This window comes from Polymorphum gilvum SL003B-26A1 (assembly GCF_000192745.1).
GTDB classification, from domain to species: Bacteria; Pseudomonadota; Alphaproteobacteria; order Rhizobiales; family Stappiaceae; genus Polymorphum; species Polymorphum gilvum.
In genome coordinates, this window is the sequence record NC_015259.1 from 3,481,284 (window position 1) to 3,494,421 (window position 13,138).

Here is a 13,138-nt window from a genome sequence, read left to right on the forward strand (position 1 = left end):
GTCGGCACCGCCTGACCGAAGTCAAGTCGCGTCCCGCGAATATGCGGTTAGATGCTTGTCGGACCGCATTTCGCAAGGAAGGGCTGGATCATGGCGCGCGCGGCTTCATCCCGGAGCGCTCTGCGCATCGCGGCCTCGGTCGCCATCCTCTTCGGCATCCTGACGCTCGTCTCCGGCGGAACGGCGCTGTTCGGTGCGCCGGCCGCCCGGGCGCGCTTCGGCGACACCGTTGCCTTCGTGCTGTGGTTCAACTTTCTCGCGGGCTTCGCCTATGTCGCCGCAGGCATCGGGCTCTTCCGGCGCCGGCGCTGGTCGGCGTGGCTGAGCGTGGCGATTGCCGTCGCCACGATCGCCGTCTTCGCCGCATTCGGCCTGCATGTCGCCGGCGGCGGCGCCTTCGAGCCGCGCACCGTCGCTGCACTCTTCCTGCGAACCGCGGTCTGGCTGATGATCGCGGCAACGGCGATCCGCACGCTCGGCTGGCGCTGAACGCCGGGCGGTGGAGCGAGAGCCGGTGCGGGCCGCCTACTGCTCGTTGACGATCATGGCGATGCGCCAGTCCTCGCCGTCGAAGATCAGATGATAGTGGCAGGTGAACTCGAACACGCTCTCGCCGTCGGCGCTCTCCTGGCGCCAGTCGAGGGTGACAAGAGCGGTGGTACCGGAGATGTGGCTGGACACGACCTCGAATTCGGAGAAGGAGATATCCTCCTTCTCGAGGGCCTCGAGCAGGGCGTCGATGTTCTCCAGCAGGTCTTCCTCGTCGTCGAAGACGTAGCCCTTGTCCATCTGCCAGATGGTCGCCGGCAGGGCGAAGCAATCGACAATGGCATCGGAATCGGCATCGTTGAAGCCGGCCAGATACTCCTCGAACAGGGCGGCGATCGCCTCCTCGCCCGCTTCGGCGCCAGCCCCGTTCACGCCATTGCCCGACCCGTCGGGCGTCCTGTCGTCAGCCATCGTCCTGTCCTGCGTTGCTGCCGGGATCCGCTCACGGCGCCTCGATGCGCGCGGAATCGGCGTCGTCCTCCTCGCCGTAGGCGATCATATTGAGGGGGCGGGCCTTTCGTCCAACGCTTTCGCACCAGTGCACGAGGGCCTCCTCCGCGCCGTGAGTGACCCAGATCTCCTCCGCGCCCGTCTCCAGCACGGTGCGACACAGGCCGTCCCAGTCGGCATGGTCGGAGACGATCAGCGGCAGTTCCGCGCCGCGCTGGCGCGCGCGCGCGCGCGCGCGCATCCAGCCCGAGGCCATCGCCGTCACCGGATCGGCGAAGCGACGCGCCCAGCGGTCGGTCAGCTGGCCGGGCGGGCACAGCACGATTTCGCCGGCAAGTTCCCGACCGCGGGCGCCGACGGGCGCAACCGGACCAAGCGCAATGCCGTGCGCCTCGTAGAGGGCGGTCAGCGCCTCCAGCGCACCGTGCAGGTAGACCGTCCGGTCGTAGCCGGCGGCGCGCAGCTCCGCGAGCAGCCGTTGCGCCTTGCCGAGGGCATAGGCGCCAACGAGGTGGGTGCGGTCGGAAAACAGCGCCTGCGAGGCGAGCAATCTGGCGATTTCCTCGCTGGCCGGCGGATGGCGGAACACGGGCAGGCCGAAGGTCGCCTCCGTGACGAAGGTGTCGCAGGCGACAGGCTCGAAGGGCGCGCAGGTCGGATCCGGCTGGCGCTTGTAGTCGCCGGAGACCACCGTGCGCCGGCCGGCGGACTCCAAGAGCACCTGTGCGGAGCCGAGCACGTGACCGGCCGGATGCAGCGACAGGCGCACGACGCCGAGGGTCAGCGTCTCGCCGTAGCCGAGCGCCTGGGCCGTGCCGCAGAAGCCGGCGCCGTAGCGCGCTGCCATGATCGCCAGCGTCTCGGCAGTCGCCAGCACGGCGCCGTGGCCGGCGCGGGCATGGTCGGCATGGCCGTGGGTGATCACCGCGCGGGCGACCGGGCGGACCGGATCGATGTGGATCCCGGCCTGCGGGCAGTAGAGACCGGCGGCAGTGAGGGTCAGATGCGCGCTCATGGCGCCAACATAGGCGCTTGCGGCAAAACCGCCAGCGGCACTTGCCTCTCGCCATCGCCGGAGCCGGCCCTTACATAGGGCGGCATGGATGCCGGCCTGCTGCCTCCCCGTTTCCAGTCCTGGTTCGCCGCGCGCGGCTGGTCGGCCCGGCCGCACCAGATCGCCCTGCTCGATCGCCTGGCGGCCGGCCACTCGACGCTGCTGATCGCGCCGACCGGCGCGGGCAAGACGCTGGCCGGCTTCCTGCCGAGTCTGGTCGACCTGACCAACCGCAACCGGAGGCCAAGCGGCACGCAGGGCCTGCACACGCTCTACATCTCGCCGCTGAAGGCGCTCGCCGTCGACATCGCCCGCAACCTCGAGGCGCCGATCGCCGAAATGGGCCTGCCGATCCGGGTCGAGACGCGCACCGGCGACACGCCGGCGCACAAGCGCCAGCGCCAGAAGCTCGCGCCCCCCGACATGCTGCTGACGACTCCGGAACAGATCGCCCTGCTGCTGTCGGACCCGGCCGGCAAACGGTTGTTCTCGACGCTGCGGACCGTCATCCTCGACGAGTTGCACGCGCTGGTCACCTCCAAGCGCGGCGACCTGCTCGCCCTCGGGCTGGCGCGGCTGCGGCGGCTGGCGCCGGGGCTGAGGACCGTCGGCCTGTCCGCCACCGTGGCCGCGCCCGAGGACCTGCGGGCCTATCTGGTCGAACAGCCGGATCCGGAGCGCCGCGCGCTGGCGGACCTGATCGAGGTCACCGGCGGCGCGAAGCCCGACGTCTCGATCCTCGCTTCCGGCGAGCGCGTGCCGTGGTCGGGCCATTCCGCCCGCTACGCCCTTGCCGACATGTACCGGCTGATCAAGGCGCACAAGGTGACGCTGCTGTTCGTCAACACGCGCGCGCAGGCCGAGGCGCTGTTCCAGGACCTGTGGAAGATCAACGACGACACGCTAGCGATCGCGCTCCACCACGGCTCGCTCGACGTCGGCCAGCGGCGCAAGGTCGAGGCGGCGATGATCGCCGGACGCCTGCGCGCGGTCGTCGCCACCTCCTCGCTCGACCTCGGCATCGACTGGGGCGACGTCGATCTGGTCGTCAATGTCGGCGCGCCAAAGGGCGCGAGCCGTCTCGCCCAGCGCATAGGCCGCGCAAACCATCGCATGGACGAGCCGTCCAGGGCGGTGCTGGTGCCGGCCAACCGTTTCGAGGTGCTGGAGTGCCGGGCCGCGTTGCAGGCCTCGCTCGACGGTGCCCAGGACACCCCGCCGCTGCGGAAGGGTGCGCTCGACGTGCTCGCCCAGCACGTGCTCGGCACCGCCTGCGCCGCGCCCTTTTCGCCGGACGCGCTCTATGCCGAGATCCGCGCTTGCGAAACCTACCGCCATCTCGACCGCGCCCGTTTCGACAGGGTGGTCGACTTCGTCGCCACCGGCGGCTACGCGCTGAAGAGTTACGAGCGCTACGCCAGGCTGAGGCGGGGGCCGGACGGGCTGCTGCGCATCGCCCATCCGCGCATCGCCCAGCAGTACCGGCTCAACGTCGGCACCATCGTCGAGGCGCCGATGCTCAAGGTACGCCTGTCGCGCTCGAAGGCGGAGGGCCGGCGCACGCCGATCGGGCGCGGCGGGCGCGTGCTCGGCGAGATCGAGGAATGGTTCGTCGAGCAACTGGCCCCCGGCGACACCTTCCTGTTCGCCGGCGAGATCCTGCGCTTCGAGGCGATGCGCGAGAACGAGGCCCATGTCTCGCGGGCGCGTTCCGACAGTCCGATGATCCCGTCCTACATGGGCGGCAAGTTTCCGCTGTCGACCTATCTGGCCGCCGGCGTGCGCGCCATGCTGGCCGATCCCGCCGCCTGGGGCGGGCTGCCGGAGCAGGTGCGCGAGTGGCTCGCCCTGCAGCAGGAAAAATCACATCTGCCGCGCCGCGACGGGCTGCTGGTCGAAACCTTCCCCCGCAACAGCAGGCACTACATGGTCTGCTACCCGTTCGAGGGCCGGCTCGCCCACCAGACGCTCGGCATGCTGCTGACCCGCCGCCTCGAGCGTCTCGGCGCTCGCCCGCTCGGCTTTGTCGCCAACGACTATGCGCTCGCGGTGTGGAGCCTCGGCGACCTGTCGATGCTGTTCTCGTCGGGCCGGATCCCGCTCGAAACGCTGTTCGAGGAAGACATCCTCGGCGACGACCTCGACGCCTGGCTGGCGGAATCGAGCCTGATGAAGCGCACGTTCCGCACCTGCGCGGTCATCGCCGGACTGATCGAGCGTCGTCATCCGGGCCGGGAGAAGTCCGGCCGGCAGCTCACCGTCTCCTCGGACCTCATCTACGACGTCCTGCGCGCCCATGAGCCCGACCACATCCTGCTCGAGGCGACCTGGAACGACGCTGCGGAAGGACTTCTGGATATCTCGCGGCTGGGGGAACTTCTCGCCCGGATCCGGGGACGAATCACGCATACTCGCCTTGGCCGGGTATCGCCGCTCGCCGTTCCCATCCTGCTCGAAATCGGCCGGGAACCGGTTCATGGCGAGGCCAACGAAAGTATTCTCGCGGAAGCCGCGGATGACCTGATTCAGGAGGCCCTCGGATGACGGCGCTGAGATCGGCAGGCGTTCACCAGCGCGGAGCGCCCGTCTGTCACGACATAGCGGTGGCCGGCCGGCTGGTCGGCCTGCACGAGAGCGGCGTGCTATGGTGGCCGGAGGAATCGACCCTTGTGGTCGCCGACCTGCACCTGGAAAAGGGCTCGTCCTACGCTCGCCGCGGCGTGATGCTGCCACCCTACGACACCGCCGCCACGCTGGAGCGCCTCGCCACCGTCATCGACGCCTTCGATCCAGCGCGTGTCGTTGCCCTCGGCGACAGCTTCCATGACGCCGACGGCTCGGATCGCCTGCCCGCCACCTACCGGGCATTCCTGACCACCATGCAGCTCAATCGAGAGTGGATCTGGGTGACCGGCAACCACGATCCGGTCGCGCCCGTACGCCTGTGCGGCGAGACGGTGCGCGAGATCGCCATCGGCCCGCTGACCTTCCGCCATGAACCCTCGGAGGCGGCCGGCGCCGGCGAGATCTGCGGCCATCTACATCCGGCCGCGCGCGTGCGCCGCTACGGCCGCTCGATCCGCAGGCCCTGCTTCGTCACCGACGGCAACCGCCTCATCCTGCCCGCCTTCGGCGCCCTCACCGGCGGCCTCAACGTCATGGACGGCGCTTTCGCCAGGGTCTTCGCGCCCAAGCGCTTCTCCGCCTTCCTGCTCGGCAACGACCGGCTCTACCCCTTCACCGCGGCGCGCCTGATCGGGGATTGACCCCGTCAGCAATAACGCTCGATGCCGACGATCTGCTGGTCGGAATAGCGGTCGCCATGGGCGAAGCCGCGCGGCAGCAGGCGGTCGATTTCGGACAGTTGGTCCGCGCTCAGCGCCAGCGTGCCGCTGGCGGCGTTCTGGACGAGGTGCTCCGCCGAGCGGGTGCCGGGAATGGCGAGGATGTGCGGCGCCTGCGCCAGCACCCAGGCGAGCGCCATCGACGCTGGCGCGACGCCCTGGCTTGCGGCATAGGCGTTGAAGCGCTGCACAATGGCACGGTTGAAGGAGAAGTTCGGCTCGACGAAGCGCGGCGTGTTGTAGCGGAAATCCTGCGGACCGAAGTCGTCGCGCGTCGGCATGCGGTCGGCGAACATGCCACGGGCGAGCGGTGAGAAGGCGACGAAGGCCGCGCCGACCCTGGCGCAGGCGTCGATCAGCCCGAGTTCCGGCAGGCGCGTCCACAGCGAGTATTCGCTCTGCACGGCGGCGACGGGATGGACGGCGGCGGCCCGGACGAGCGAGGCCGGCGCGATCTCCGAAAAGCCGATGCCGCCGATCTTGCCCTCCTCGACGAACTTCGCCAGCGTCCCGGCGACCTCCTCGATCGGCCGCTCCTGCTCGCGCCGGTGGACGTAATAGAGGTCGATATGCTCCACGCCGAGTCGGCGCAGCGAGCCTTCGAGCTGTTCGCGCAGGCGGTTCTCGGAATTGTCGAAATGGCGTGCCGGCTGGAGCACGATGCCGCCCTTGGTGGCGATCGAGAAGCGGCGGCCCGGATGGGCCTTGAGGAACCGGCCGATGATCTCCTCCGACTGGCCCTGGCCGTAGATCAGCGCGGTGTCGAGATGGGTGACGCCGAGGTCGTGGGCGGCGGCCAGGGTGCGGTGCGAGGCCGCCTCGTCGGTGGCGCCATAGAAGCCGGAAAAGCTCATGCAGCCGAGGCCGATGGCACCGACTGTCGGTCCGGCCGTGCCGAGTGTTCGTTGATCCATGTCCGGCTCCCCTCGCTGGTGCGCCGCGCAAGGTAGCCGATTTTTCGCCGCTGCCAAGGCCACCCCGCACCCAAGCTGCCCTGCCGCTCAGTCCCTGCGGAAGACGACCCCGGCGAGCCAGCCGGTGAACAGCGCGAGCAGCACGGCGATGATACCGTAGGCAGCGGAATAGACATGGGCGAGCGCATAGGTCAGTTGCTCGAAGCCGGTCTTGGCGACGACCAGGGCCTCTTCCTTCATACTCAGCACGGCGCCCTCGTGCAGCAGGTAGGTCTTCACCGTGTAGACGCCGATCGGCACCGTCGCCGGCAGGGACACGTCGGTGCGGAACATGGTGTCGGTAAGGAAGTCGACCGCGCCGATCCGCTCGACATAGTGCCCCTGTTGGCGGCGCAGGCGCAGGAAGGCGGCGCGGAAATCGTCCCGCTCGGACGGTGCCACGGTCGTGTCGGGTGTGACGGGCAGGTTCAGGTAGTTGAGCCCGATGCCGTGGCGCTCAAGCATCGGCCGTGCGCCGATCTCGCCGATCGGGCGCGTGGTGGCGAGCGCGTAGAAGGATGGCACGGCGAAGAAAGTCTCGGAGTCGCGATTGACCCACAGGCCTAGGAAGCGGCCCTTGCGGCGGGCAGTCACGGTCTGCGGCGGGCCTTCCACGACGATCGCGAGGTCGTAGGGGCCGGGGCGAGCGATGGTGCGCGCGTCGCGGCCGATCTGGCCGAAGACGACGATCTTGGTGCCGGTGAAATTGGAGGCGATGCTGACCTCGGCCGACGACAGCGAAGTGACCAGCTCCTCCGCCCGGCTCGCCGGGACGGCAAGGGCAGTGCCGAGACAGCCGGCCAGGGCCAAGGCGGCGAGAGGCAGGCGAACGGTCATGAGCCCGCCCCCCGCACCACGGCCAGCGAATAGAGGTCGTCCGGCACCACCAGGAGGTCGACGGCAAAGCGGATCCCGACGGCGAGCACCAGCAGCGCCAGCAGCAGGCGCAACTGGTCGCCGCGCAGCTTCTGGCCCATGCGGGCGCCGAACTGGGCGCCGATCACGCCGCCGACCATCAGGATCAGGGCGAGCACGATGTCGACGGTCTGGGTTCCGATTGCGTGCAGGATGGTCGCCGCGGCCATGGTGAACAGGATCTGCATCAGCGAGGTGCCGATGACGACGCTGGTCGGCACGCGCAGCAGATAGATCAGCGCCGGCACCATCATGAAGCCGCCGCCGATGCCGAGCACGGTGCCGAGGAAGCCGATGGCGCCGCCGAGGAGGACGATCGGGATGACGCTGACATAGAGCTTCGACCGGCGGAAGCGCATCTTGAACGGCAGGCCGTGGATCCAGTTGTGCTGGCCGGGCCTGCGTGCCGCCGGCACCGCGCCGCCGCGCCGCCGCTGGATGGCGCGCAGGGACTCGACCAGCATCAGGCCACCGATGGTGCCGAGGAAGGTGACATAGGAGAGCGAAATGACCAGGTCGAGCTGGCCGAGGCGCTGCAGCAGCTCGAACAGCCAGACGCCGAGGGCGGAGCCGGCGATGCCCGCGAGCATCAGCACGAAGGCGAGCTTCATGTCGATCGCGCCGCGCCGCCAGTAGGCAAGCACGCCTGAAGCCGAGGATGCGACGACCTGGCTGGTCACGGTGGCGACCGACACGGCGGGGGGGATGCCGGAGAAGATCAGCAGCGGCGTGAGCAGGAAGCCGCCGCCGATGCCGAACAGGCCCGACAGGAACCCGACGGCGCCGCCCATGCCGAAGATCATGAACATGTTCACCGGCAATTCGGCGATGGGCAGGTAGATTTGCACGGGCTTTCACCGGCCGGTTCGTTGCCGCTCTGGCGCGGCAGTCAGGGATCTCATGTGGTTAAAGGACGGCTTGCGCCGCCCGTCAACCTTCGGACGAGGCTTTCCCGCCGGGCCGTATCAGATCGACCGGCCCAGCAGAGCCTTGATGAGGTCGGCGTCGACGACGCCCGTTGCCGGCATGTCGATGCTGCGCTGGAACTCCTCGATCGCGGTCCGGGTCTTGGGGCCCATGCGGCCATCCGCGGTCCCCGGATCGAAGCCCAGCGTCTTCAGCAGATGCTGCGCCTGCAGGATCATGTCGACCTCGGACACCGCCGAGGCCCTGGTCGCCGCCGTTCCCGCACTTTCCCAGGACGGGTCGAGAGCGACCGTATTGGCCTTCGGGTCCGGATCCTTCAGCTTGAAGCTGTCGACGGCGAGACGGGCGGCGGCAAGCTGATCCTTGTCGAGCATGTTGGCGACCTCGTCGCGCTTCTTGGCCGCGTCGCGGTCGCCCTGGCGGGCGGCGACGGCGAACCACTTGTAGCTCTCGCCGAGATCCTTGGTCACCCCCAGCCCGCGCGCATGCAGGATGCCGAGGTTGAAAAGGCTGTCCGGAATGCCGTAGTCGGCGGCGGCGGTGAACCAGCGGGCGGCCTGCTCGAAATCGGGCTGGCCGTCGGCGCCCTCGGCATGGAGCACCGCCAGGTTGTGCATGGCCTTGGCGTTGCCGGCCTGCGCCGCACGTGTGTACCACTCGCGCGCCTTCGCCAGGTCCTTGGTCACCCCGCGCCCCTTCTCGTAGAGGCTGGCGAGCCGGTACTGCGCCGGGGCGAGGCCCTGCAGCGCGGCGCGCTCGTACCATTTGGCCGCTTCCGACAGATCGGCAGCGACACCGCGCCCTTCCGTATAATTGACCGCGACCTGGAACTCGGCCGCCGGATTGCCGCTGGCGGCGGCGCTGCGCAGCGCCATCGGGCCGATCTCCTCGGGCGGCAGGCCGGCTATGACGTCGCCGCCCGCAGGTCCCGCAGCTGGGGGATCCAGCGGCGCACGGGCCGAGGCGGGCCTGGGCACGCCGTCATCCGCCCCTGCGAGGTCGCCGCTGCCGGCCGTGGCCGACCGCTCGCCGAAACCGCCGGCGAAATTCCCGGCAACGCCGGCAGGCGGCGCAAAGGCGACGGCGGGCGGCGCTTCGCCGCCCTCCTGCGACAGCGTCCCGGCACCCGCAGCAGGAGGGAATGGCGGGGTCTCAGCGACAGCCTGCGTCTCGGCCCCGTTCTGCCTGCCACCAGCCTGCGGCGCCGCAGCGATGTCGGCTTCGGCCGGCGCCGTGTCGGCAACCGGCGTGTCGGCGACGGTGGCCGGCTCTCCGGTGCCGTCGAGCGCCGCGAGATCGTCGCCGGTAGTCGCCAGCTTGAACACCTGCAGTGTGCCGATCGCCAGAACGACCGCTGCGGCAGCGAGGAGCAGGGCGCGCCTGCGCCCGCCGCGCAGCCAGCCGCGGCCTGCCTGTTCGGGTGCGGGACGGTCTTCCGGCGCGATGTCGGCGACCTCGTCGCGGGTGGGCTCCGGTCCCTCGGACAGCACCTGCGCGTCGGCGAGATCCAGCGTCTCGTCGGCAACGGCAGCGTCCGCCTTGTCGCGGCGCAGCGCCTTGCGCAGCCAACCGGTGCGCGTCCTGGAGGTCGTCACGTCCTCCTCCGCAGGCGCGTCCTCGCGGCTCTGGCGCACCTCGGCGGAGGCGGCCTGGGCGGCGCGGCGGGCGGCGGCGATGAAATCGGCCTTGCGGTCACGCACACGCTCGCGCGGACGGGCATCCGTCTCGCCGGGTCCCGGCCGCAGGCGCAGTGCCGTGCCGGCCTCCGTCTCGGTTCTCTGTATCTCGGCACGGCCGCCGCCGCGCAGCAGGTCGCCGCGCTCAAGCGTGTCGAGCCGGTCGGTGATCGAGCCGAGGATCGACTGCACGCCTTCGAAGGTGTTGCGAGTCCGCTTTTCCGACCCGTTGGCGGCGTCGAGCAGCCGCTTGAGGTCGTCGCGCAGGCTGTGGATCGCCGTGTCGTAGTCGTGCCCGTCCGGCGCGTGCTCCATGACCGCCCGCCGTGCAGCCTTCTCGGCGACGCCGACGACATCCTCGCGCGTTGCGCGCAGGCCGTCCTCGATGCGCGCCAGCGCCTTCTCGATGCCGGCAACCCCAGCGAGCCGCTCCTCTGCCGCCTCGATCTGGCTGGCCAGCGCGCCGATCTTGGCGCCGAGCTGTTCCAGCCGGCCGTCGTCGAACCCATCGCCGCCGCGCGAGACGGCCTCGGCGAGATCCTTGATGCGATTTTCCAGATCGGACATGGCCGGCGCAGGCGCTCGCACGGCCTCGCGCATCTCGCCGATCTCGCGGCGCAGCGCCTCCAGGTCTGCAGCGCTCACGCTTGCGGCCGGCGCGGCAAGACGCTTACCGAGATCGGCGATCTGCCGTTCGAGGTGGACCAGCAGTTCCGACTCGATGCCGCCTTCGCCCGACAGCATCACAGGGGCAGGTGCCGATGCCTTTTCCTCGATCGTGTCGATCTTGGTCGATATGCCGTCGAGACGACGTTCCAGGACGGCAAAGGCCGCATCGTAGCTCGGCTGCACGGCCTGGACGCGCTCCATGTCGTCCAGTCGGCCCATGATCGCGTCGAGACGGCTGTCGACCTGGCCGAGGCGGGCATCGTCCAGGCCGCCCCGCCCGCGTTCGTCCGAAAGCATTCCGAAAATCTGCTCCAGCCGGCCGTTGAGCCGGTCGAGCGCCTCCGCATCCGGCAGACGGTCCTCCATCGCCGTCAGGCGGGAATCGAGGCCGCGCTGCTCGCGCGCCAGTTGCTCGACTTCGTCGAGCCGGTCGGCGACGAACCGAATGCGCTCGTCGATGCCGCCGATCAGCCCGGCGACGTCGACCTGCTCCACGATGCGGCGCACATCGCGCAGTTCCTGGCGCAGCGGCTCGATCTCTTCCCGCCCCTGGCCGCGCAGAAGCGTCTCCATGCGTTCGGCGATATCCGCGACCCTGTCCTCCAGCACCAGCAGGTGCTCGGACCGCGGCAGGACCGACAGCGATTCCTCGATTTCGACGAGGCGCACCCCGAGGGTCTTGACCACGCGCGGATCGACCGATGCCCGCGAAAGCTCGTCGAGCCTCTGGACAATGTGGGCATAGCCGTGCTCGAGCGATTTCAGCGTGCCGTCGACGTTGGAGTGACCGACCAGTGCCTTGAGTTCGGCGATCTCGGCGCGCACCTCGCGCGCGAGCCGTTCGTCGCCGCGGTCGGCCCGCAGGCGTTCGACCATATCGGCGAGCCGGCGCAGTTCCTTGCGGTCGCGGTCTTCGCGGCGCGGGGGGATCTCTCCCAGCGTCTCGCGCAGGGCGCCGATCTCGCGGCGTACGACGTCGAGCGCTTCCTCCTGCGGCCGACGCAGGGCATCTATGCGGCGGCTCAGATCGCGGTAATAGTGCCGCGACGCCTCGTCGCGCGCCGGCCCGCCGCGGCTGCGCCGCGGCGGTTCGGGCATCTCGTCCAGCGCATCAAGGTCGGGCTCGTACAGGCGGTCGAGCGCGTCGCGCCTTGCCCGAATGTCGTCGGCAGCGCCACGATCGCCGTCGTCGCGCTGGTCGTGCCAGTCGGACTCGCGGCGGGAGGGTTCGCGTCGCCCGGACCGGCGCCCTGTAGAGCGGACGGATCCCGGCGCATCGTCGGCGTTGATGCCGACCAGATCCTCGACCTGCTGGTCCAGCCGCTCAAGCGCGTAGAGGACGTCGTCATCCCGACGGCCCGAACGGGTGTCGGGATCGCGATCGGCGTGCGGGCGGCGCGCGCCGCTGCGATCCGGCGCCGGGCCTGCCCTATCCGGATAGCGGCGCGAGCGCTGCTGGCGCTCGCCCATCAGGCGGTCGAGTTCGTCGGCAACCGCTTCGAGTTCGTCTTCGGTTTCGAGGTCCCATGCCGGTTCGTCCCGGTAGCCACCGACGGCGGTCGCCGTTCGCGTCAGCCGCTCCACACGGTCGCGCGGCGCCTCGCGCCGACTGCTGCGGCGCGGCGCATGGCCCTCGTCCACGTCGTCCCAGGCCTCTTCCCGGCGATAGCCGGAGCTTCGCGTTCCGTCACCGCCGCCGCGTCCTGCTTTGCGGAAATTCCAAGATGACATGGACAGGCCCTGGCCCTGCGGTCGTTCTGACCTCGAAAAACACCAACTGCTGCACGGCCGGAAAACGAGATACGGAAAGGCGACGAGGCAACGGCTGAATCTTTGTCTTGTCAGGGTAAACAGCGCGTTAATGCGCATCGCAGGATGCAAGGGGCAGCTCGATTGCCAAAAGGTCGGAATGACATCGTACCACACTGGACGATAACGTAAACGTAAGGTACAGCACGGGCAGAATGACGCTCGGCCGGCCCGCGTGCCCCCTGCCTGCCCCTTGCGGACAGTCGGCGGGCCGGTCGTTCGAGCGTCCGCGAAGCAGCGAGGCCGCCCGCACCGGCGGCCGGCAACCCGAGCAAGGAAAGCCGATGAGCGAAGCCCTTTCCCTTCGAAACGACAGCGAGCTGGTCGACGTGGTCGCCGCCGCCGACGACAGCACCAAGAAGACCCAGTTCACGATCGGCGACCTCGCCAAGGAATTCGGCGTGACCCTGCGCACCCTGCGCTTCTACGAGGACCGCGGCCTGCTCAATCCCAAGCGCGACGGCATGAACCGGGTCTACAACCGGCGCGACCGCGCCCGCCTCAAGCTGGTCGTGATGGGCAAGCGGGTCGGCTTCTCGCTGACTGAAATCCGCGACATGCTGGATCTCTACGACCTGCGCGACGGCCAGGTCACCCAGTTGCGGGTCGCCCTGTCGCGCTTCAGCGAGCAGATCGCCGTGCTGGAGACCCAGCGCAAGGACATCGAACAGGCGATCGAGGAACTGTCGCGCACGGTCGAGATCGTTTCAGGCATGCTCAAGCACAAGGAAGCCGAAGGCGGCGAGTAAGCCCCCGGCCTTGTTCGGACCCGCCGCGAACCGCGGGCGCACC

10 protein-coding genes are annotated in these 13,138 nt (G+C 69.6%); 4 read left to right on the forward strand and 6 right to left on the reverse strand.

What is annotated here, in order from left to right; genetic code table 11:
* Positions 1-51 precede the first annotated feature (51 nt).
* On the forward strand, positions 52-489 hold the full coding sequence (locus SL003B_RS16305) for a hypothetical protein (RefSeq protein WP_013653962.1): 438 nt from the start codon (positions 52-54) through the stop codon (positions 487-489).
* A 36-nt stretch (positions 490-525) separates the two neighbouring features.
* Here the strand turns inward: SL003B_RS16305 and SL003B_RS16310 are convergent, their stop codons facing one another.
* Positions 526-960, reverse strand: coding sequence for a DUF4440 domain-containing protein (locus tag SL003B_RS16310; RefSeq protein WP_013653963.1), 435 nt, complete (start codon positions 958-960; stop codon positions 526-528).
* A 31-nt stretch (positions 961-991) separates the two neighbouring features.
* Positions 992-2,014 carry a ligase-associated DNA damage response exonuclease gene (locus SL003B_RS16315; RefSeq protein ID WP_013653964.1) on the reverse strand — a complete coding sequence of 341 codons (1,023 nt, stop codon included), beginning with the start codon at positions 2,012-2,014 and terminating at the stop codon, positions 992-994.
* An 84-nt stretch (positions 2,015-2,098) separates the two neighbouring features.
* Here SL003B_RS16315 and SL003B_RS16320 point away from each other — a divergent pair, with 84 nt between their 5' ends.
* Both SL003B_RS16320 and pdeM read left to right on the forward strand, forming a co-directional pair.
* Positions 2,099-4,597, forward strand: coding sequence for a ligase-associated DNA damage response DEXH box helicase (locus SL003B_RS16320; RefSeq protein WP_013653965.1), 2,499 nt, complete (start codon positions 2,099-2,101; stop codon positions 4,595-4,597).
* Positions 4,594-5,319 carry a ligase-associated DNA damage response endonuclease PdeM gene (gene pdeM, locus SL003B_RS16325; protein WP_041375594.1) on the forward strand — a complete coding sequence of 242 codons (726 nt, stop codon included), beginning with the start codon at positions 4,594-4,596 and terminating at the stop codon, positions 5,317-5,319. Before SL003B_RS16320 ends, pdeM begins: the two co-directional genes overlap by 4 nt.
* A gap of 5 nt (positions 5,320-5,324) precedes the next feature.
* Here pdeM and SL003B_RS16330 read toward each other — a convergent pair whose 3' ends face one another.
* From SL003B_RS16330 to SL003B_RS16345, 4 genes are all read right to left on the reverse strand, one after another.
* The gene (locus tag SL003B_RS16330; protein ID WP_013653967.1) at positions 5,325-6,311 is read right to left on the reverse strand and encodes an aldo/keto reductase; all 987 of its coding nucleotides are present in this window, start codon (positions 6,309-6,311) and stop codon (positions 5,325-5,327) included.
* Between the two features lie 87 nt (positions 6,312-6,398).
* A complete protein-coding gene (locus tag SL003B_RS16335) occupies positions 6,399-7,187 on the reverse strand; it encodes a TIGR02186 family protein (protein ID WP_013653968.1) in 789 nt (262 codons plus the stop codon).
* Positions 7,184-8,113 carry a sulfite exporter TauE/SafE family protein gene (locus tag SL003B_RS16340; protein WP_013653969.1) on the reverse strand — a complete coding sequence of 310 codons (930 nt, stop codon included), beginning with the start codon at positions 8,111-8,113 and terminating at the stop codon, positions 7,184-7,186. Before SL003B_RS16340 ends, SL003B_RS16335 begins: the two co-directional genes overlap by 4 nt.
* A 117-nt stretch (positions 8,114-8,230) precedes the next feature.
* Positions 8,231-12,268, reverse strand: coding sequence for a peptidoglycan-binding protein (locus tag SL003B_RS16345; protein ID WP_013653970.1), 4,038 nt, complete (start codon positions 12,266-12,268; stop codon positions 8,231-8,233).
* A gap of 362 nt (positions 12,269-12,630) precedes the next feature.
* Between SL003B_RS16345 and SL003B_RS16350 the strand changes: the two genes are divergently transcribed.
* Positions 12,631-13,095: a MerR family transcriptional regulator gene (locus SL003B_RS16350; protein WP_013653971.1), complete on the forward strand. Its 465-nt coding sequence runs from the start codon at positions 12,631-12,633 to the stop codon at positions 13,093-13,095.
* The last annotated feature ends 43 nt before the right edge of the window (positions 13,096-13,138 follow it).

Bases quoted from the DNA above. Each gene is read 5' to 3' on its own strand.
- SL003B_RS16350 (WP_013653971.1), top strand. From the start codon at position 12,631: ATGAGCGAAGCCCTTTCCCTTCGAAACGACAGCGAGCTGGTCGACGTG.
- pdeM (WP_041375594.1), top strand. From the start codon at position 4,594: ATGACGGCGCTGAGATCGGCAGGCGTTCACCAGCGCGGAGCGCCCGTC.
- SL003B_RS16330 (WP_013653967.1), bottom strand. From the start codon at position 6,311: ATGGATCAACGAACACTCGGCACGGCCGGACCGACAGTCGGTGCCATC.
- SL003B_RS16315 (WP_013653964.1), bottom strand. From the start codon at position 2,014: ATGAGCGCGCATCTGACCCTCACTGCCGCCGGTCTCTACTGCCCGCAG.
- SL003B_RS16345 (WP_013653970.1), bottom strand. From the start codon at position 12,268: ATGTCATCTTGGAATTTCCGCAAAGCAGGACGCGGCGGCGGTGACGGA.
- SL003B_RS16320 (WP_013653965.1), top strand. From the start codon at position 2,099: ATGGATGCCGGCCTGCTGCCTCCCCGTTTCCAGTCCTGGTTCGCCGCG.
- SL003B_RS16310 (WP_013653963.1), bottom strand. From the start codon at position 960: ATGGCTGACGACAGGACGCCCGACGGGTCGGGCAATGGCGTGAACGGG.
- SL003B_RS16305 (WP_013653962.1), top strand. From the start codon at position 52: ATGCTTGTCGGACCGCATTTCGCAAGGAAGGGCTGGATCATGGCGCGC.
- SL003B_RS16335 (WP_013653968.1), bottom strand. From the start codon at position 7,187: ATGACCGTTCGCCTGCCTCTCGCCGCCTTGGCCCTGGCCGGCTGTCTC.